The 20,622-nt window shown below is 36.9% G+C and carries 21 protein-coding genes and 1 pseudogene; 14 read left to right on the top strand and 8 right to left on the bottom strand.

Translation table 11 applies throughout. The features are described from left to right. Positions 1-125 precede the first annotated feature (125 nt). The 4 genes and pseudogenes from hemH to V7183_RS11525 all read left to right on the top strand — a co-directional run bounded on the left by hemH (position 126) and on the right by V7183_RS11525 (position 4,276). Entirely contained in the window at positions 126-1,109 is a 984-nt protein-coding gene (hemH, locus tag V7183_RS11540) for a ferrochelatase (RefSeq protein ID WP_335359595.1), read from the top strand. 33 nt (positions 1,110-1,142) lie between these two features. After that, entirely contained in the window at positions 1,143-2,609 is a 1,467-nt protein-coding gene (locus V7183_RS11535; RefSeq protein WP_335359594.1) for a catalase, read from the top strand. A gap of 618 nt (positions 2,610-3,227) precedes the next feature. Then, positions 3,228-3,545, top strand: a pseudogene (locus V7183_RS11530) (manganese efflux pump); the annotation flags it as partial. An 89-nt stretch (positions 3,546-3,634) separates the two neighbouring features. Next, positions 3,635-4,276: a helix-turn-helix domain-containing protein gene (locus tag V7183_RS11525; protein ID WP_335359593.1), complete on the top strand. Its 642-nt coding sequence runs from the start codon at positions 3,635-3,637 to the stop codon at positions 4,274-4,276. Positions 4,277-4,425: 149 nt separating this feature from the next. On the opposite strand, the gene V7183_RS11520 is transcribed toward V7183_RS11525, so the two are convergent. Next, complete coding sequence (locus tag V7183_RS11520) at positions 4,426-5,661, bottom strand: ammonium transporter (protein WP_097897579.1); 1,236 nt, start codon at positions 5,659-5,661, stop codon at positions 4,426-4,428. A gap of 263 nt (positions 5,662-5,924) precedes the next feature. On the opposite strand from V7183_RS11520, the gene V7183_RS11515 reads away from it, so the two are divergent. After that, on the top strand, positions 5,925-7,241 hold the full coding sequence (locus tag V7183_RS11515; RefSeq protein WP_335359592.1) for an alpha-amylase family glycosyl hydrolase: 1,317 nt from the start codon (positions 5,925-5,927) through the stop codon (positions 7,239-7,241). A 51-nt stretch (positions 7,242-7,292) separates the two neighbouring features. On the opposite strand, the gene V7183_RS11510 is transcribed toward V7183_RS11515, so the two are convergent. Beyond that, the gene (locus V7183_RS11510) at positions 7,293-7,784 is read right to left on the bottom strand and encodes a YajQ family cyclic di-GMP-binding protein (protein WP_335359591.1); all 492 of its coding nucleotides are present in this window, start codon (positions 7,782-7,784) and stop codon (positions 7,293-7,295) included. A 143-nt stretch (positions 7,785-7,927) separates the two neighbouring features. Here V7183_RS11510 and V7183_RS11505 point away from each other — a divergent pair, with 143 nt between their 5' ends. Then, positions 7,928-8,794 carry a CvfB family protein gene (locus V7183_RS11505; RefSeq protein WP_097897576.1) on the top strand — a complete coding sequence of 289 codons (867 nt, stop codon included), beginning with the start codon at positions 7,928-7,930 and terminating at the stop codon, positions 8,792-8,794. Between the two features lie 182 nt (positions 8,795-8,976). On the opposite strand, the gene prsA is transcribed toward V7183_RS11505, so the two are convergent. Together prsA and V7183_RS11495 are read right to left on the bottom strand one after the other, a co-directional pair. Continuing rightward, positions 8,977-9,834 carry a peptidylprolyl isomerase PrsA gene (prsA, locus tag V7183_RS11500; protein ID WP_097895464.1) on the bottom strand — a complete coding sequence of 286 codons (858 nt, stop codon included), beginning with the start codon at positions 9,832-9,834 and terminating at the stop codon, positions 8,977-8,979. A 127-nt stretch (positions 9,835-9,961) separates the two neighbouring features. Next, on the bottom strand, positions 9,962-10,093 hold the full coding sequence (locus tag V7183_RS11495; RefSeq protein WP_097895462.1) for a DUF3941 domain-containing protein: 132 nt from the start codon (positions 10,091-10,093) through the stop codon (positions 9,962-9,964). 107 nt (positions 10,094-10,200) lie between these two features. On the opposite strand from V7183_RS11495, the gene V7183_RS11490 reads away from it, so the two are divergent. Then, positions 10,201-11,058, top strand: coding sequence for a YitT family protein (locus V7183_RS11490; protein ID WP_097895460.1), 858 nt, complete (start codon positions 10,201-10,203; stop codon positions 11,056-11,058). A 26-nt stretch (positions 11,059-11,084) separates the two neighbouring features. On the opposite strand, the gene V7183_RS11485 is transcribed toward V7183_RS11490, so the two are convergent. The 3 genes from V7183_RS11485 to V7183_RS11475 form a co-directional block, all read right to left on the bottom strand. Further along, positions 11,085-11,282, bottom strand: coding sequence for a DUF3813 domain-containing protein (locus V7183_RS11485; RefSeq protein ID WP_335359590.1), 198 nt, complete (start codon positions 11,280-11,282; stop codon positions 11,085-11,087). Further along, positions 11,283-11,423 (bottom strand): competence protein, encoded by a 141-nt coding sequence (locus V7183_RS11480; protein WP_335359589.1) that lies wholly within the window; start codon positions 11,421-11,423, stop codon positions 11,283-11,285. Positions 11,424-11,522: 99 nt separating this feature from the next. Continuing rightward, complete coding sequence (locus tag V7183_RS11475; RefSeq protein ID WP_335359588.1) at positions 11,523-12,332, bottom strand: Cof-type HAD-IIB family hydrolase; 810 nt, start codon at positions 12,330-12,332, stop codon at positions 11,523-11,525. A 495-nt stretch (positions 12,333-12,827) separates the two neighbouring features. Between V7183_RS11475 and V7183_RS11470 the strand changes: the two genes are divergently transcribed. Beyond that, on the top strand, positions 12,828-13,007 hold the full coding sequence (locus tag V7183_RS11470; protein ID WP_026590465.1) for a YjzC family protein: 180 nt from the start codon (positions 12,828-12,830) through the stop codon (positions 13,005-13,007). Between the two features lie 205 nt (positions 13,008-13,212). Beyond that, complete coding sequence (clpB, locus tag V7183_RS11465; RefSeq protein ID WP_335359587.1) at positions 13,213-15,813, top strand: ATP-dependent chaperone ClpB; 2,601 nt, start codon at positions 13,213-13,215, stop codon at positions 15,811-15,813. Positions 15,814-15,849: 36 nt separating this feature from the next. Here the strand turns inward: clpB and V7183_RS11460 are convergent, their stop codons facing one another. Continuing rightward, a complete protein-coding gene (locus V7183_RS11460; RefSeq protein ID WP_335359586.1) occupies positions 15,850-16,032 on the bottom strand; it encodes a YjzD family protein in 183 nt (60 codons plus the stop codon). Between the two features lie 157 nt (positions 16,033-16,189). On the opposite strand from V7183_RS11460, the gene V7183_RS11455 reads away from it, so the two are divergent. The 5 genes from V7183_RS11455 to fabF all read left to right on the top strand — a co-directional run bounded on the left by V7183_RS11455 (position 16,190) and on the right by fabF (position 20,581). Next, positions 16,190-16,924 (top strand): alpha/beta hydrolase, encoded by a 735-nt coding sequence (locus V7183_RS11455; protein WP_335359585.1) that lies wholly within the window; start codon positions 16,190-16,192, stop codon positions 16,922-16,924. A gap of 57 nt (positions 16,925-16,981) precedes the next feature. Next, positions 16,982-17,830: an NAD(P)-dependent oxidoreductase gene (locus tag V7183_RS11450; RefSeq protein WP_335359584.1), complete on the top strand. Its 849-nt coding sequence runs from the start codon at positions 16,982-16,984 to the stop codon at positions 17,828-17,830. Positions 17,831-17,981: 151 nt separating this feature from the next. After that, positions 17,982-18,155, top strand: coding sequence for a ComZ family protein (locus tag V7183_RS11445; protein WP_097895446.1), 174 nt, complete (start codon positions 17,982-17,984; stop codon positions 18,153-18,155). 223 nt (positions 18,156-18,378) lie between these two features. Further along, the gene (fabH, locus tag V7183_RS11440; RefSeq protein WP_335359583.1) at positions 18,379-19,311 is read left to right on the top strand and encodes a beta-ketoacyl-ACP synthase III; all 933 of its coding nucleotides are present in this window, start codon (positions 18,379-18,381) and stop codon (positions 19,309-19,311) included. A 31-nt stretch (positions 19,312-19,342) separates the two neighbouring features. Then, positions 19,343-20,581 (top strand): beta-ketoacyl-ACP synthase II, encoded by a 1,239-nt coding sequence (gene fabF, locus V7183_RS11435; protein ID WP_097895441.1) that lies wholly within the window; start codon positions 19,343-19,345, stop codon positions 20,579-20,581. Positions 20,582-20,622: the final 41 nt, after the last annotated feature.

Here is a 20,622-nt window from a genome sequence, read left to right as displayed (position 1 = left end):
AAAATCATATTATAAATAATACTTATTTAGAATTATTATTTTGACGTATTGATTATTAATTGGTATACTTGAGAACAATTATTGTTGAAAAAGGTTCTCATTTATGAAACTGAGGTGTTATATAGATGATAAAGAAGAAGATAGGTTTACTTGTGATGGCGTATGGGACGCCTGAGTCACTAGAGGATGTAGAAGCGTATTATACACATATTCGTCACGGACGTAAGCCGTCTCGAGAAGCACTTGATGATTTAATTGGACGTTATAAAGCAATTGGTGGTATTTCACCGCTTGCACAAATTACAAAGAAGCAAGCTAATAAATTAACGGAGGAACTGAATAGACGTTTTTCCAATTATGAATTTGTTTGTTATTTAGGTTTAAAGCATATCGCGCCGTTTATTGAAGATGCGGTAGAAGAAATGAAACGAGATGGGATTGAGGAAGCAATTAGTATTGTGTTAGCGCCTCACTATTCGACTTTTAGTATTAAAGCATACAATGAGCGTGCAATGCGTATGTCTAAAAAAATAAATGGTCCTGTTATCGAACCGATTGAACAGTGGTATGATGAACCGAAATTTATTGATTACTGGGCAGAAAAAATAAAAGAAACATTTACTAGAATTACAGATCAAGAGAAAATGGTTGTCATTTTTTCTGCGCATAGTTTACCTGAGAAAATTATTGCTGCTGGTGATCCTTATGTGGAGCAACTGCAGCATACGGCAGATTTAATTGCTGAGGCAGCAAGGATTCAAAATTATACAATAGGCTGGCAAAGTGCTGGAAATACACCAGATCCATGGATTGGACCAGATGTGCAAGATTTAACGAGAGATTTGTATGAAAAGTATGGTTATGAATATTTCATGTATTGCCCGGTTGGGTTTGTGGCCGAGCATTTAGAAGTGCTGTATGACAACGATTATGAATGCAAAGCTGTGACAGATGAATTAGGTGCAGCATATTTCAGACCGGCTATGCCAAATGCAGAGGAATCATTTATTGATTGTTTAGCAGAAATTGTTTCCAAAAAAGCGAATAAAATGATTGACAAAAAAGTAAATTTAAATAATAATCAAATTATAATGATTTTAAATAAGTAATTATTATTGTTAAAAATTAGGAGGTCCCACTTGATGAATCCAAATAATCGCTTAACAACAAACCAAGGTGCTCCAGTAGGAGACAACCAAAATTCTCGTACAGCTGGTCGCCGTGGACCGGTATTATTGGAAGATTATCATTTAGTAGAAAAACTTGCTCATTTTGATCGCGAACGTATTCCAGAGCGTGTTGTACATGCACGTGGTGCAGGTGCTCATGGTGTTTTCGTAACGAAAAATAGCATGAAGAAATATACAAAAGCAGCGTTTTTACAAAATGAAGGAACAGAAACGCCTGTATTCGTTCGTTTCTCAACAGTTATTCATGGTCAAGGTTCTCCAGAAACAGCTCGTGATCCACGTGGTTTCGCTGTTAAGTTTTATACAGAAGAAGGAAACTATGATATCGTAGGTAACCATTTACCTGTTTTCTTCATTCGTGATGCAATTAAATTCCCTGATATGGTGCACTCGTTAAAACCAGCACCGGATACAAATATTCAAACACCAGATCGTTACTGGGATTTCATGACACTATCCCCAGAGTCTACACACATGCTGACGTGGGTATTCTCGGATTACGGTACGCCTGCAAACTACCGTCAAATGGAAGGATTCGGTGTTCATACATTCAAATGGATTAATGCTGAAGGTGAAATCGTTTATATTAAATATCATTGGAAACCACAGCAAGGTGTGCGTAACTTAAGTGCGAAAGAAGCAGAACAAGTACAAGGAAAAGATTTTAACCATGCAACTCGTGACCTATTCGATGCAATTGCAAACGGAAACTATCCGAAGTGGGATTTACACGTACAAATTATGCAATTAGATGAAATGGATTCTTTAGACTTCGATCCATTAGATCCAACAAAAGTATGGCCGGAAGATCGTTCTCCGTTAATGGAAGTAGGGACAATGACGTTAAATCGTAATCCGCAAAACTTCTTTGCGGAAGTAGAACAAGCGGCGTTCTCTCCTAGTGCGACTGTACCTGGCGTTGAACCGTCTGAAGATAAGTTATTACAAGGTCGTTTATTCTCTTACCCGGATACACAGCGTTACCGTCTTGGTGCGAACTACTTACAAATCCCTGTAAACTGCCCATATGCAGCTGTTCGTAATCAACAACGTGATGGTGCAATGCAAATCAATCAAAACCCGTCAACAATTAACTACGAGCCAAGTCGTCACGCTGAAAATCCAGTTGAAGATTCTGTTTACCGTGATTCAACTATGAAGCTTGAAGGCTATGTATCTCGTGAAAAAATTGATAAACCAAACGACTTCCAGCAAGCTGGTGAACGTTACCGTTCATACTCTAAAGAAGAACAAGATAACTTAATTGCCAACTTAACAAACGACTTAAAAGATGTACATGAACAAACAAAATTACTTGCAATCTGTAATTTCTTCCGTGCAGACCGTGAGTATGGTATGCGTTTAGCGGAAGCATTAAACGTTGATATTTCAGCGTATGTAGGAAATCCTGCGAAATAATTACAATTCCAATTCTCTTTTATTCTCAATAAGAAAAGACGACTGATTACGGTCGTCTTTTTTGTACGCATGTATGCCGAATTTTGCAGGTAGGTCGATATGTTGCGATATATGAAAAAGAAGTAATGTTTCTTATCATATTGAGCGTGAACAAAAAGAAATCCGGTGATTGATATGTGTAAGATTAAATTCGTATATGTATATAATACTGCAACATAATAATATATAAGATAAACGATTAAAAGTACAATGCCTCCTTGTTGAGTAGATTGTGTTGAAAAATCATCTTATTTAGACAGAATTTTTTTATAATCGGGTACGTTAAACAAAAAATTTATGAAATCTTTTTGGTGTAAAAGTTAGAAGAAGAAATAGTACTATTTCGCCTAAAATTGCGACAACTATATTTAATAAAAGAGTTCGGAAATTCGAGGTAAGATGATTGATTATGATGTATTTCCAGTGGAATAAACTCATAAAACTCACTCCTTGTAGATTTTCTTTTAGTATATTAAAACATTTCTGTAAAAGTGCGTGTCTTAGTTTGTGATTTGCAAAAAAACAAAATAAATTCTCAATAAAAACTCAACGAATAAGCAACAAATTGCTGTTGAAGGAGCTGAAAATGAAGTAGCTTCAACGGAAATAAATGGCCTAACGAAAAATATAGGTAAATCTGGGGAGATTGGATTTGTAGAATCTATTTTTCTTGGAGTTGGTCTTTCGGCTAATGCATTAACGAATGGATTAGGGGCTGGTTTATTTGGTTTGAACCCGATAGCGGTATGCGTTGCGGCGGCGATTGGTAGTTTCATAACAGTTTGGGGTGGAGTTGCTTTAGGAAGAAAAATAGCTCATGTTCGTATTGGTAAGTTTACTTTAGGGCAATTTGGAACATTACTATTAAATATAAATACCTACCTTGTAACTAGATAATAGAATTTGTTAATATTGAGTGTATATAGGTTGTAGTTATCTCTCGTTTGACAACTATGATAATTCTCATGAATAAAGGAGAATCGAATATGTCTGAAGGAACTGAAAAAAGTAATCTTGGCTTGTTGTTAAAAGAATTGCTGAAGGAACAGTCTTTGTCGATGCGAAAACTTAGTACGCTTACTGGAATTGATACTGCTACGATTTCAATGATCATAAATGGTAAGCGAAAAGCAAATCCAAAACACTTACAAAAATTTGCGGACTGTCTTGGCATTCCTATCACTGATTTATTTGTAGCGGCAGGTTATTCGATTGAAACAAAACAGGAGAAACAATCTGATATTCACGTATCCATTGACAACATTCAACATTTACTCGAGTCTTCCCAGCTATATGATCAAAAGTTTAGTATAGCTAATGTCAAGCAGCAATTGGCTAATTATGAACAATATTCACAAACAGAAGAGGGAAAAGGAACAATTTTAAAGGGATTTGAAGAGAAGATTCAGAAGGTAAGTGGTATCGGGCCGTTTATTAGTGATTTGAAGGATTTGTATGAGAAATTTATTAAGAAGAAGGGGACCCGTGGGGAACTTGCTTTGATGGGAAGTGCACTTATATATTTTATTTTAGCAGTCGATGTGATTCCAGATTATGTTTTTCCCATCGGTTATTTAGATGATGCTGTCGCTGTGCAAATTGTTTTAAATTTACTATTGAAAAAATAAGATGTTTATATAGATAAATGAATAAAAAGATAATGATATTTATATACCAATAGTTTGGAATATTCGCGTTATATATATTGTTTTGAATATAGGGAAAAGGTGTACTCTATTTTTAAGTAAAGTACGCCTTTTCCGTATGTTCATAAGTTTTAGTTTGCTGACCTTTCCGTATGCTCATAAGCTTTCTCCCCGTGCATGGAAATATCCAGTCCTATTTCTTCTTCATGCTCATGTACGCGGACGGGAAGAAAGAAGTTGATAACTTTAATAATTGCGTACGTCATGATGATTGTGAAGGTATATGTTGCACCGATTGCTACGAGTTGTTTGAAGAGGAGTACAGCGTTTCCGTAAAATAATCCATTGGCTCCATCGCTATTTACGGAAGTTGTTGCAAAGAGTCCGGTTGCAATACCGCCCCATGTTCCGCCGATACCATGACATCCAAATGCGTCAAGGGCATCGTCATATCCAAGTTTATGTTTTAAAAAGAAGACAGCTCCGAAGCATAATACCCCGCCGATAGCCCCGATGAGAAGGGCGGAGAATGGAGTGACAAATCCGCAAGCGGGTGTAATCGCGACAAGACCTGATACTGCACCGCAAGCTGCTCCCATGACGGTCGGTTTGGATTGGAAGAACCACTCAGTCAAGATCCAAGTTAAGGCAGAAGCTGCGGCTGCTGTATTTGTATTAATAAACGCAGTTAAGGCTACAGTGTTTAGTGAAAGGGCACTGCCGACGTTAAACCCAAACCATCCAAACCATAGTAAGCCAGCGCCTAAAATGGTAAAGGGAAGGTGATGAGGAGATGAACCTCTTATGTCTTTTCGTTTTCCAAGGAAAATTGCTAATACAAGACCGGCAACTCCGGACGTAATATGAACGACATTACCGCCAGCGAAATCTAATGCGCCGAGCTCTCTCAGCCAGCCACCAACGCCCCATACCCAGTGTGCAACAGGGTTATAAACAATCGTCGTCCAAAGAAGAATGAAAATAAGAAAAGCGGAAAATCGCATTCTTTCAGCAAATGCACCTGAAATTAAAGCGGGAGTTAAGATTGCAAACATGAGTTGAAACATCATAAATAAATTGTGAGGAATAGTAGCGGAGTAATCCGGATTTGGTGCGTAAGTTACGCCTTGTAGACCAAACCAATCAAGTGTACCGATGATCCCGTTCCAATCGGGTCCGAATGATAAAGAATAGCCGATGAAGATCCATTGGACGGAAACAATCGCCATTGCGCTATAACTATGCATCGTTGTGCTCAGTACGTTTTTACTGCGAACCATTCCACCGTAAAACAGTGCCAGGCCTGGTGTCATAATCATCACCATTACCGTTGCTAAAAATATAAAAACCGTATCTCCCATATTCATTCTTTTTCCCTCCTGTGATGTTATAAAATATTACAACTAGTGTTATTTTTCATATCATATTCAAAAACAGGAAAGAAATCAATGTAATTTTTAGAAAATTTTAATTTTTATGTAATGAAATCTAACATGAGTTATTTTTAAGAATGAAAGATGATAATTGTTAACTGTGAATATGGTGTAAGTAAATAAATGGAGGATATATACGGTTGCTCCGGGAAATTGATATACTATTCTTATAATTAGAAAAAAGTTGGGGGATCTGTGTGAAGAAGATATGGAATAGGGGAGTGTGTATTTGTTTTTGTCTGGTAGTCGTTTTTTTAGTGCCTATACATACCTTTGCGGAAGAGGAAAGGGAATGGCAAGATGAAGTGATTTATTCTATCATGATTGATCGTTTTAATAATGGAGATGCGAAAAATGATAAACAACTTGATGTGGGAAATTTAGAGGTGTATCAAGGGGGCGATATACAGGGAATTATTAAGAGGCTTGATTATATAAAGGGGATGGGATTTACCGCTGTTATGCTTTCGCCTCTTTTTGAAAGCAAAACATATGATGGAACTGGTATAGGTGACCAGCGAAAAGTAAATGAACATTTTGGCTCACTGCAAGATGTGAAACAGCTTGTACAAGAAGCTCATAAAAGGGAAATGAAAGTAATATTTCAATTTGTTGTTGGAGAAGAACCGCAACAAATGATTGATTCGATGAAGTGGTGGATAAAAGAAGTAAACTTAGATGGCAGCTATCTTATACATAGTGAGGAACTGCCCTGTGCTTCGCTGAATGAGGTAAAACAAAATGTACAAGAAATAAAAAAAGACTTTCTCGTGATGACGAATGAAGCAGAAGGTATACATAATAAGCATTATAAGCAAATCACAGATGTGTTCTCGGAACCTGGTATCTCTATTAAACCGTTGTATGATGCAAGTTTAATAGAGGGGGATGAAATAAGAGGTACATTTGTAGATAATCAAGAAACAAAGCGATTTGTGCGTATTGCAAAAGAAAATGCCTACTATCCACCAGCACGTTTGAAGTTAGCACTTGCTTACTTATACACATCTCCAGGGGTGCCGATTGTGTATTACGGAACAGAGATTGCGCTTGATGGCGGGGAGACACCTGATAATCGCCGCTTAATGGATTTTAAGACAGATGAAAAGTTTTTGCAGTATGTAACGAAATTAGGAGAATTAAGGCAAAAGCTGCCATCTTTACGTCGTGGTACATTTGACTTGTTGTACGATAAAAATGGGATGAGCGTACTGAAAAGAACATATAAAGATGAAGTAACGCTCGTTGCGATAAATAATACAAAAGAGACGCAGAAGGTTGCACTTTCAGCTAGTAGTATTGGAGAGAACCAGGAATTAAGAGGGCTGTTGGAAGATGAAATTATAAGAGAAGAGGATGGTAAGTATTATCTTGTATTGAAACGGGAAGAAGCGAATGTGTATAAAGTTGGAGAACAAACAGGGATAAATTGGGTGTTTATATCTTTGTTAGTCTTAGTAAATGCTTTGTTCCTTGCTTTTTTAATTGCTGTAAAGAAGCGGAAAAAATCTTGAAAATAGTATGGTTATGAAAAGAAAAAACCCTCATGATAGAGGGTTTTCTTTTTAGCGATAGTTGATGAATTGTACGTCAATTGGTAAATCAGCACTACGAACTGCTGCGATTACTGCTTGTAAGTCATCGCGGCTTTTCGCTGTTACACGTACTTGGTCATCTTGAACTTGTGTTTTTACTTTTAATTTTAGCTCTTTAATGATGTTATTGATTTTTTTCGCGTTATCTTTATCGATACCTTGTTGCAGCGTTGCACGTTGGCGTACTGTGTTGCCAGATGCACTTTCGACTTTTCCGTAGTCTAAGTTTTTAATTGGAACGTTACGTTTAACGAGTTTAGAAATGAGAACGTCTTTTACTTGTTCTAATTTAAATTCATCATCAGAAGTTAAAACAAGTACTTCTTTTTCTAATTTAATGTCACTTTTGCTTCCTTTAAAGTCGTAGCGATTTTGAATTTCTTTTAATGCGATGTTAATAGCATTTGTTACTTCTGGTAATTCTACTTTTGAAACGATGTCAAAAGAACTGTCTTTTGCCATAGTTAGCACCTCCAAATTAAATTCCACCTCTTATTATAGTTAATTTTGGGCAGTTGGACAAATAAAGGAAAAATCGTGTTATAATGAAGCTTTCTTTGGAATGATAAAAATATAACTTTATATATAGAAGGGAATTAAAATATATGTATTTACAACCAGGAGCGATTGAGCAGGTAACTGTTTTACGAGAAACGGAAATTGGATATATGGTCGGATTTGATGATGAGGATGGTTATGAAGAGGTATTTCTACATAAAAATGAAGTAGCGGGGGAAATTGAAGAAGGTGATACGATTGACGTATTTTTATACCTTGACCATAAAGAGCGAATTGCAGCAACGATGAAAACACCGCTTATTACAACAAGTGACTGGAACTGGGTAAAAGTTGTAGAAGTAAAACCTGATCTAGGTGTGTTTGTTGATATTGGTGTTTCAAAAGATATATTAATTCCGGCTGATGAGTTTCCAATTTATACACCGGTTTGGCCTGAAGAGGACGACGAATTGTATTGTACATTGAAATTAACAAACCGTGGTCGTCTTATTGCTCTTCCGGCAAGGGATTCAGATATGCAAGAAATCATCGTTGATGCAACGCCATCTATGCGTAATAAAAATGTAAATGGACGTGTGTATCGCTCTCTTCAAGTAGGTTCGTTTGTATTGACGGATGAACATTTCCGTGCCTTCTTACACCACACAGAAAGAAAAGAACAGGTTCGTATTGGTGAGCGTGTAACAGGTCGTATTATTGATGTAAAAGATGATGGTACAATTAATATCTCACTTCTTCCACGTAAAGAAGAGGGGATGGAAGACGATGCTGCGGTAATTTATGAGTATATGGAGAGCCGTGGCGGAGCGATGCCGTTTTGGGATAAGAGCTATCCGGAAGACATTAAGGAGCGTTTCAATATGAGTAAGGCTGCGTTTAAGCGTGCGCTTGGTAAATTGATGAAAGAAGAGAAGATTTATCAAGAAGATGGCTGGACGTACTTCAAAAAGTAAAAAAAACGAACAAGCTGCATGCTTGTTCGTTTTTTTATCCCGCATTAACGGGCAGTAATATCCCCCACCTCAAGATTTAGAGAAAAGCGAGGAAAATAGGTAGGGGATAAACTGCCCGTAAAAGCCCGATTGGTGAGGGCTGATAATCAGTGGGGATGAACCCCACTGATTAAAGTTTCACTTTATTTCTGCTGTCCTGAAAGGCGGGAGAATGTATCTTTTAAATCGCTATCTTTTACTTTAATATCAGCTTTCTGTAATTCATCTAGTAATATTTTTTGACCTGTTGTATTATCTGCTAAACGTTGTTCTTCTAAGTCTTTACGAATAGAATCTTTTACTTCATCATAAGGTTTCAATGGTTTTTTATCAGTAAGTTTAATAATATGGTAGCCTTGTGACGTTTTGACAGGGGCGCTAATTTCGCCAACATTTAGTTTATAAGCAGCGTCTTCAAATTCAGGAGCCATTTTACCTGGTCCAAAGTATCCAAGATCCCCGCCTTTATCTTTCGAAACTGGATCTAGAGATTCTTGTTTTGCTAATTCTTCAAAGGAAGCACCTTCGTCAAGTTTTTTCTTAATTTCATTTGCGGTTTTTTCGTCATTTACTAAAATATCACTTGCTTTAATTTCAGGTTTGTAATGATCTTTTATATCTTTTTCTGTAATACTTTGCTTGATTGCTTTATTCATTGCGAGTTTGAATCTAATTTGATTCTTAAAGTCGTCTTCGTCTTTTAAGCGATTACTTTCTAGTACTAAGTTGAATTGGTCACCGTATTGATCTTTCGCTTTTTTGAATTCTTTATTAACCTCATCATCAGATACTTTATATTTTTTTGTGATGATATCTTGTGCCATCATTTCGTATAGCATATCTTTTCCGTAACGATCTTTTAATTGCTTATCAAAATCACCTTTTGTAATAGTTGAAGCTTTCGATGTTGCGATGACTTCGGAACTACTTGTTGTTCCGCAAGCAGACAGCATTAACGTCCCAATGGTTGCTGTCACAATCAATAATTGTTTTCCTTTCATACTAGCACCTCATCTAAATATGTTATTGCTATTGTAAAATAGAGAAGTGAACACGAAGTGAATTCGAGATGTTTTTTCCTGTAAAATGTAAAAAGTACATCAACAATTTTGTTGATGTACCAGAGGGTTAAATGTGATTTGTTTTTTTGGAATATGCACGTTTTCCTTGCTGAATATTCTTTTGTTCCTGTTCATTTTTTTGAGCACGCTTTGCGTTATTATCACGTGCTTTTTTGTCGTTATCGCTTGTGTGTGGCATGCGTATCAACTCCATTTCTAAATGGTTGCATGTTTATCATTTCCGTTTTCGTAAAGACTATGTATACTGGTAGTGATGAACTCATAATCTATAAAGGCGGATGAGATATGGACTTTAAATTAAATTATGCTGAATTAACGAAGAAATTGATTGTTGTTATTATTGCAGGTTTATTAAATGCCATTGGGATGAATTTATTTTTAACGCCAGCAAAGGTATATGCAAGTGGTTTTGCAGGATTGTCTCAGTTGCTCTCGCAAGTATTAAGTGATTTTGCATCGATACATATATCAACAGGGGTTCTTTTTGCTTTATTTAATATTCCAGTTGTTATTTTAGCGTGGAAAAAGGTCGGAAAAGGATTTACTTTATTTAGTTTTTTATGTGTTGTATTTATGACGCTATTTTTAGAAATTATACCGGTAAAGGCCGTTTCACATGATATTATATTAAATGCTATTTTTGGTGGTCTCATTTCCGCAATTGGGGTAGGGATTGCTTTGAAATGGGGTGCTTCCACAGGTGGTTTAGATATCATTGCAATGATTTTGTCAAAGGTAAAAGATAAACCTGTGGGAACGTATTTCTTCTTCTTTAATGCAATCATTATTATTGCTGCTGGTTATGTGTATGGATGGGAAAAAGCGTTGTACACATTAGTCACGTTGTACGTATCTTCACGGATTATTGATGCAATCCATACACGTCATGTGAAAATTACAGCATTTATCGTTACGACAAATGGTGTGGATGTACGAAAGGCGATTCAAGCACGGTTAGTGCGAGGGATTACAACTGTGCCAGCAACAGGTGCTTATACAAATGAAAATAAAGAAATGCTAATGATTGTGATTACTCGTTATGAACTATATGAATTAGAAAGAATTATTAAACAAGTGGATCCAGGAGCATTTACAAATGTAGTCCAAACCGTTGGGGTATTTGGACTGTTTAGAAAAGATTAAAGAGGACCAAGTTTGGTCCTCTTGTTTTAATGTGCGCTAGTAACGCTCTGTAGTTGCTGTTGCATTTCACGTAATTGCACTTTCTCAGCGGTGGAAGAATGTGCATAAGCAGACCGCAAAGCGTTCTTTGCTCGATAAACGAGTTCTTGTTGTTCATTGCCACTTGAACAAGAAATGGCGTTCGAAACAGCATCTCGCGCTTGCTGGAATAATAAGTTCCCCATTTAAACCCCTCCAAGAGAAGAGTTGCTTCGTTCTTTTTCTGCCTCAGCTAATGTACTGCGGTGCGGAAATCTTGCAGCATGCATCTTAACAGCATCAGCCCCTTGTTGGGTGAAACGTTTTGATTTGTTCTTTTTACCCATTCGTAATTCCCCCTTTTTAGCAGAAAACAACTGACACATTGCTGTGTCTGATTATAGTATGAACGTTTTGGGTCAAACTATAAGTAGGGAATTTTTAGATTACAATCCAAGCGCCTCTTCTAAATAAAGAGCGATGCCGTCTTCTTCGTTTGTTAATGTTGTATGATTTGCTAATGATTTTAATTCAGGGATAGCATTTCCCATTGCGATGCCGTGACCTGCATATTCAATCATCTCAAAATCATTATCCTCGTCACCAAAGGCGATAATTCGCTCCCTTGGAATGTTATAATGACTAGAAATTTTTTGAAGTCCGATTGCTTTGTTGAGACCACTTTTAACAATTTCAATAATTGGCCAAGGAGCTCCCCATTTTCGGTGATCAATGACTTCAGCATGCATATCTGTTAAATGATTCCGAATAGCAATGGATTGCTCATCCAGTGCATCGATGAGTAAACATGTTGGATGATCTTGTAAAATATTCAATAAATCTCCTGTGAAAATATTTGGAGAACCAAATTCAAAAATATGTTTTTTATCTTCGTCAATTTCGCGGACATATACATCATCCATAACTTCAGCATAGATGTTTTTCACTCCAAAATCAAAGCAAGCTCGAACAATCTCTTGAGCAGTTGAAAGTTCGAGAGGTGAATGATGCGTTCCCCAATTTGCATCAAGTGGGTGATGAACATAAGCACCATTAAAATTAACGATAGGTGTGTTCAAACCAAGTTCTTTATAATAAGTGTGGCTAGCACGAAATGGACGTCCTGTTGAAATGACAACAATATGTCCTTGCTCTTTTGCTTTTTCGATCGTTTGCTTTGTTCGTACTGAAATAACTTTATCGTCTGTTAGTAAAGTGCCATCTAAGTCTAATGCGATTAAATGTTGTTTTTTCATGTTTTCACCTCTTATGAAAATTTTTTTGTTTCTATCTGTATTTCCGTTTTTAATATGCAGAAATAAGAGGTTGGAAAGCGTATAGAGAAACATCCAAGAATGGAAGGTTCTTTATATATTCATCTTACGTCGAGAAACAGGTGAGTGTCTACCATTTCTCATTGGAAATCAGAAAAGTCAATGATTTTTTAGAAAGTTCAAATAATGTTTCTTTCATTTTGTACAATTTGTGAAAAGGGTTACATTGCCGCGGTAATGAGACTTATAATGAACATGTAATCTTCTCGTATATGTTTGACTCTCCTTTGGAACTGGCCAAGAATAGGTCGGTTTCTTTTTTTTCAACAAATGTTACTTTTTTTCCTGCTTTATTATGTAAATTTATATATATGTAGGATCATACAAGATGTTCTTTGTTTCCTAAACATGACAGAAAAGCTTTTTTTGAAAATGGATATACTACTGGTGTAAAGATGTCATGGAAGGAGAATGAAAATGGGACAAAATCGCAGGTTTCGTTCTGGACAGAAAGCACCAAATGATGGAATCTACGTAGAGATTGGGGAAACTGGAAGTATGGTGAAAGATCCTCAAATGGTAAAATTAACTGCTGGTGAAAGATTTCCTGAAAATTCGAACCAAAATCGCCAGTGGACATATAAGAGAAAACCGTAAGAAAGGCCGCAATTTATATTGCGGCCTTTTTAATTAGAGAGTCGGAAATGGAGAGATTCCGTGAAGATTGATTGGATGTATGTTCGACGCACTTCTTCAAAAACTAAGTCTGAAATTCATAATCAAATTCATTGTACAAAAAAGACAATTGGCGTATAATCAAATTAAAGGTCAAAGAAAGTCAAACATTTGGAGGGCTTTAAAGATGGACTTAAATCAAATGACAACAAAAACACAAGAAGCGATTATGAGTGCCCAATCTTTAGCGGTATCTCATCATCATCAAGAGGTGGACACTGTTCATCTGTTACTCGCATTATTAGAGCAGCAAGATGGATTAGCAGTACGTATTTTTCAAAAAATGAATGTCAATATAGAAGAGTTAACGAAAGGTGTAGAAAGTTTAATTAAGAAGAAGCCTTCTGTAACTGGAAGCGGAGCAGAAGCGGGAAAATTATATGTGACGAGCGCCTTACAGCAACTGCTTGTGAGAGCGGAGTCTGAAGCGAAAAAGTTACAAGATGATTATATTTCAGTGGAACATGTATTGCTTGCTTTTTGCGAAGAAAAAGGTGATATACATCATCTATTTACAAAGTTCCATATTACAAAAGATACATTATTACAGTCTTTAATGGCAGTTCGGGGGAATCAAAGGGTGACTAGTCAAAATCCAGAAGTAACATATGAAGCTTTAGAGAAATATGGCCGTGATTTAGTAGCGGAAGTAAGACAAGGGAAAATTGATCCTGTAATTGGTCGTGATAGCGAAATTCGCCGTGTCATTCGTATTCTTTCACGTAAGACGAAAAATAATCCTGTTTTAATCGGAGAACCTGGCGTTGGTAAAACGGCGATTGTTGAAGGATTAGCTCAGAGAATTGTAAGAAAAGATGTACCAGAAGGGTTAAAAGATAGAACAATCTTTGCTTTAGATATGAGTGCACTTGTAGCTGGTGCAAAATTCCGCGGGGAATTTGAAGAACGTTTGCAAGCTGTATTAAATGAAATTAAAAAAAGTGAAGGACGTATTCTTTTATTCATTGATGAGCTTCACACGATTGTTGGTGCTGGTAAAACAGAAGGTGCGATGGATGCAGGAAATATGTTAAAACCGATGCTTGCACGCGGTGAACTTCATTGTATTGGAGCGACTACTTTAGATGAGTATCGAAAATATATTGAGAAGGACCCGGCGCTAGAACGTCGTTTCCAACAAGTATTAGCAGAAGAACCGACTGTGGAGGATACGATTTCTATTTTACGTGGTTTAAAAGAGCGTTTTGAAATTTATCACGGTGTAAATATTCATGACCGCGCTATTGTAGCAGCGTCTGTATTATCAGATCGATATATATCCGATCGCTTTTTACCAGATAAAGCAATTGACCTTGTTGATGAAGCGTGTGCAACCATTCGAACAGAAATCGATTCGATGCCAACAGAATTAGATGAAGTAACGCGCCGTATTATGCAGTTAGAAATCGAGGAAGCTGCCCTTGGAAAAGAAACGGATCGCGGTAGTCAAGAACGATTAAAGACATTACAACGTGAATTATCCGATTTGAAAGAAGTTGCAAGTGGAATGCGTGCGCAGTGGCAGCAAGAAAAAGAAGAAATTCATAAAGTTCGTGATTTGCGTGAAAATTTAGAGCGTCTGCGCCGTGAACTAGAAGAAGCAGAAGGAAATTATGATTTAAATAAAGCAGCAGAGCTTCGCCATGGGAAAATTCCAGCAGTGGAAAAAGAATTAAGAGAAGCGGAAGAATCGGGGGCGCATAATGGACAGGAAAATCGTCTATTACGTGAAGAAGTAAGTGAAGAAGAGATTGCCAATATTGTTTCACGTTGGACGGGAATTCCAGTTGCAAAACTTGTTGAGGGAGAACGTGAAAAATTACTTCGTTTAGAACAAATTTTATCAGAGCGTGTCATTGGACAAGAGGAAGCGGTCAATCTTGTGGCAGATGCGGTGCTTCGTGCGCGCGCGGGCATTAAAGATCCGAATCGTCCAATCGGTTCGTTCATTTTCTTAGGACCTACAGGTGTTGGGAAAACAGAACTTGCCAAAACATTAGCGCAATCTTTATTTGATAGTGAAGAACAAATGATACGTATTGATATGTCTGAGTACATGGAAAAACATGCTGTATCGCGTCTAATTGGAGCTCCTCCTGGATATGTAGGTTATGAGGAAGGCGGACAATTAACAGAAGCGGTGCGTCGTAAACCATATTCTGTTATTTTATTAGATGAAATTGAAAAAGCGCATCCAGAAGTATTCAATATTTTATTACAAATGTTAGATGATGGACGCATTACAGATTCGCAAGGACGGACAGTGGACTTTAAGAATACAGTTATTATTATGACATCAAATATTGGGTCAGAATATTTATTAGAAGGTTTACAAGAAGATGGCTCTATTAAAGAAAAATCGAGAGAGCTTGTTATGGGAAATCTTAGAGGACATTTTCGCCCAGAGTTTTTAAACCGTGTGGATGAAATTATTTTATTTAAACCACTTACAACAAATGAAATTAAAGGAATTGTTGATAAAATTGTAAAAGAATTACAAGGACGTTTAGTAGATCGTCATATATCAGTGGAATTAACGGAATCCGCAAAAGAATTTGTTGTAGAATCTGGATTCGATCCGATGTATGGAGCGCGTCCGTTAAAACGATATGTACAGCGTCAAATTGAGACAAAACTAGCAAGAGAATTAATTGCAGGAACAATTACTGATAATAGTCATGTAGTTGTTGATGTGCAAAATAATGAACTAATTGTTCATGTAGAGTAAAAAAAGAGTTCGGATTGAATCCGAACTCTTTTTTTATTAGTGTTGTTCTACTGGTTCGTTTGGAATTGCTGTTGCAATTGCCATTACAAGAACTGCAAGAACAACTGAGAAAATAGACGCTTGTTTAAAATCGTATATACCGCCAGTCATAGAGCTAATTACATAACTCATCATATGTACAAGCATAAACGACCAAATAAAGGCCCAAATTACACGCATCTTTTCACACCCCTATTCGTTCAATCTGTCCTTATTGTAACACAATTGAAAAAAGAATATAGAAAAAATATTTGTAGATTTTTCAAAGCAAATTTGTATTCCGGTCATACATTATAAAGGAGTAGTTTTTATGTTTAGAAAATAAGGCGGGAGAAAGATGAGTATTACGGAACGTTTTTTCTATTTAGAAAAAGAACCATGCGTCATTTATTTACCTGAGAAACCAAATGGATTTTGCGTTATGCTCCTTGGCGACTACAACTATTTTATTGAGAATAGTACAAGTTTATGGATGCAGCACGAAGGGAGAGCATATTTCTTGAATGGGCTGATACAGAAAGGGTATACGGTCTTTTCATCTAATTTATATGGAAGACACTGGGGGAATGATCAGTCAGTTCGTTTAGCAAAGCGTTTATATCATGTTGTTATGAGGAAAGAAACATTAAATGAAAAAATTCATATTCTTGCAGATGGAATGGGTGCACTTGTAGCTCTTGAGATGATGAATCAATATCCTGAGTGTGTACGATCTGTTGTCATGTTGAGCCCATGTCTAGATTTACCTGCGCATGTGGAATTTGAAAAAGAACATAAGTTTTTCTATAAAAGATTGGTAAGAGAATTATTACTTGCGTATGATGTGAAAGAAGCTGAGTTAGCGGCACAAATTAAGAAAAAATCATTTTTAAACCTTCCTTCATGTGCACCTGTTAAAATTTTTGTATCTACACAAGAAAAGAAAGAACGTAAGCAACTATTACGTGAATATGAGAAAAAGCGAGTGCATGGAAACTGTGAGACCTCTTTATTATTTCATTTACAAGATGTGAAATATAAAATGATTCAGCAGACATGTAGTTTCTTTAAAAAGTATGAAGAAGAGTTATGAAGCTCCAATATACATAAATGAGGAGCTATTGTTTAGAGGGAAGAAAGGGTTGGTGACATGAAACGCGTGCTTATTGTAGGTGCACTTACGTTTGTAGGTTATCACCTTGTAAATAAAATGCTTGCAGAAGAAGTAGAAGTATATGGATTTGATTTTGCTGATTTCGAGAGTATGTCAAAAATAAGTGAAGAAAAGCTATTTTTAATTGGACGAAATGCTTTGTTTACGTATTCTTCCATAAGGGATGAAAATGAATGGAGGGCAGTAGAAAAGGGACATTTTGACGCGGCTTACTTTTGTTTATGTGAACCAAATCAGCAAAGTGGATTTCGGAATGAAAGAATCATTTTGCAATATTTGAAGCGTGTTACACATATGTGTGAAAAAAATAAAGTGAAGTTAAATGTAATTTCTTCTATTGAAATAGGGAATGAGGAGGAAGAATCGGAAAATAAACGATTATTTACGAAAGTAGAAGAGGAAATAAAGAAGGGGGGATTTCCATATCATATATTTCGTGTTCCTACATTATATGGACCTTGGCAACCGGTATTTATGAGCTATCATCAACTTATCCTTTCAGAACTTGCTCAGAATGAATGCCCGTTCGTTCCATATGAAAAAGGGAGTGATATTCTTTACGTTGAGGATGTGTGCGAATATTTATGGGAGAGAGGGACCGATCTAGAAAAACTAGGTGTGTATAATCTAATTAGTGGCAAAAAAAATCTGTGGGAAAAGGGAATGACTCTTTTAAATGCTGATGATAAATGGAGTCGGCATACGGAAGAGGCAAAGAGAGCAGCTATAGAGAGCGTTTGTATTCGGAAAAATACACCGTTAGAATTCGGTTTAAATAAACAATTGACACATTTAAAAAAATATAAGAAGTTATACGAAGGTTGAAACACGTGGTAAACTATTGTATGAATGAAAGGTCCATGCTTTTTTATCCAGCTCTTTGCAGGTGATAATTTACGTAAAGGCAAAGAAGTTAGGCGGATATGAAGGAATCTTGATTGATGAAAGTTTTATTTCACTGAAAGGATGAAGAAATATGAATGAAAAAAACATGCAATTTTTACAGATCGCTATGAAACATTTACCGGAGGCAAAAGCAATTTTAGATGATAATGGAATTGCACTTGATATGGAAAAAGCGCAGCCGGTATTAGAGTTACTAATGAAGGTTATGAGTGAAGCGTATGAGCTTGGAAAAGCAGAAAGATAAAGTGAAGCTTTTATAAGTGGGGAATATTCCGTGGATTATTAGCCCTCACCAATCGGGCTTTTACGGGCGGTTATTCCCTATTGTTTTTTGTTTCTCTGTGGGGGGAGGTCGACAATTTGTCGGCTTTATTTTTTGCTTCGAAATATATTCTAGACAAAAAAACGTTTATGTTTTAAAATTAGTACCAAGTCATAATAATTGATATAAAACGGAGGGCTGCAAAGTGAATGTAGGCATTTTAGGGATCGGGAGATATGTGCCAGAGAAAGTAGTCACAAATCAAGACTTAGAGAAAATCATGGATACATCTGATGAATGGATTCGTACAAGAACGGGAATTGCAGAAAGACGCATTGCCGATGATACAATAGATACTTCATATATGGCTGTAGAAGCTGCCAAGAAAGCAATTGAAAATGCAGGGATTAGTGGAGAAGAAATTGACCTTATTTTAGTTGCAACAGTAACGCCAGATCGTTTTTTTCCGGCCGTTGCTTGTGTAATTCAAGAACAAATTGGTGCGAAACATGCAGCAGCAATGGATTTAGGTGCAGCATGTGCGGGCTTTATGTACGGAATGATTACAGCGCAGCAATTTATTCAAACTGGAACTTATAAAAATGTATTAGTAGTTGGTAGTGATAAATTATCTAAGATTGTAGACTGGAATGATCGTAATACAGCTGTACTATTTGGGGACGGAGCAGGGGCTGTTATAATGGGGCCTGTTTCAGAAGGAAAAGGTATTCTTTCATTCGAATTAGGAGCGGACGGAAGTGGTGGTAAGCACCTTTACCAAGATGAATATGTTATGATGAACGGAAGAGAAGTCTTTAAATTTGCTGTTCGTCAGCTTGGTGATTCTTGTCTTCGTGTTTTAGAAAAAGCAGGTCTTACGAAAGAAGATGTGGATTTCTTAGTTCCTCATCAAGCAAATATTCGTATTATGGAGTCTGCACGAGAAAGATTAAATTTACCGCAAGAAAAAATGAGTATGACAATTGAGAAGTTCGGAAATACATCAGCTTCTTCAATTCCAATTGCAATGGTAGAGGAATTGCAAAATGGACGTATTCAAGACGGTGATTTAATTATATTAGTCGGCTTTGGCGGCGGATTAACATGGGGAGCAGTCGCTCTTCGTTGGGGCAAATAAGGACTGAGAGAAAAAAAGGAGTGTATTTTGTATGGAAAAAAAGCGTGTCGTAATTACAGGACTAGGAGCTGTTACGCCGATTGGAACAGATGTTGAAACAGCTTGGGAAAACATTAAAAATGGTGTGTCTGGAATCGGCCGGCTTACAAGATTAGATCCGGAACAATTTCCTGCAAAAGTAGCAGCAGAAATTAACGACTTTGAAGTTGAAAAATATATTGATAAAAAAGAAGCGCGTCGTATGGATCGCTTCACACAATATGCGGTAGCAGCAGCGAAGATGGCAGTTGAAGATGCGAAGTTGGACATTACAGAAGAAATTGCACCACGTATTGGTGTATGGATCGGTTCTGGTATTGGCGGTATGGAAACGTATGAAGAACAATTTAAAATCTTTACGGAAAAAGGTCCTCGCCGTGTAAGTCCATTTTTGATACCAATGATGATTCCTGATATGGCTGCGGGTCAAGTCTCAATTGCTACAGGTGCAAAAGGAATTAATACTTGTTCTGTGACAGCTTGTGCATCAGGAGCAAATTCTGTTGGTGATGCGTTTAAAGTCATTCAGCGCGGCGATGCAGATGCAATGATTACAGGTGGTGCAGAAGCGCCGTTAACAAGTATGGCATTTGCAGGATTTAGTTCGGCGAAAGCATTAACATTTAATGAGGATCCAGCAACTGCTTGTCGTCCATTCGATAAAAATCGAAGCGGCTTTGTAATGGGAGAAGGTGCCGGCATTCTTATACTAGAAGAGTTAGAGCATGCATTAGCACGTGGTGCACACATTTATGCAGAACTTGTTGGATATGGTGCAACAGGTGATGCATTCCATATTACACTTCCTGCTCCTGGTGGTGAAGGCGGCGTTCGTGCGATACGTCAAGCGTTAGCGGATGCAGGTCTTGAGCCAGAGGATATTGATTATATTAATGCGCATGGTACAAGTACAGGTGCAAATGAGAAATATGAAACGATGGCAATTAAAGAGGCATTTGGTGAGCATGCATATAAAGTAGCGATTAGCTCTACAAAATCAATGACAGGCCACTTATTAGGTGCAGCTGGAGCTGTTGAGGCGATATTCTCTATTAAGTCAATTACAGATGGCGTTATTCCTCCAACAATTAATTATGAAACACCAGATCCAGAATGTGATTTAGATTACGTACCAAACAAAGCAAGACATCAAGAAGTACGTGCTGTATTAAGTAATTCATTAGGATTCGGTGGTCATAACGCAGTATTAGTATTTAAAAAATATCAATAATATAGTGTAGTAAGAGGGTGTTATGTAAAACACCCTCTTTA

Source organism: Bacillus sp. JJ1127, from assembly GCF_036965845.1.
GTDB lineage: Bacteria > Bacillota > Bacilli > Bacillales > Bacillaceae_G > Bacillus_A.
The sequence above is the reverse complement of the archived record's forward strand: the minus strand, read 5'-3'. Positions and strand labels throughout refer to the sequence as shown.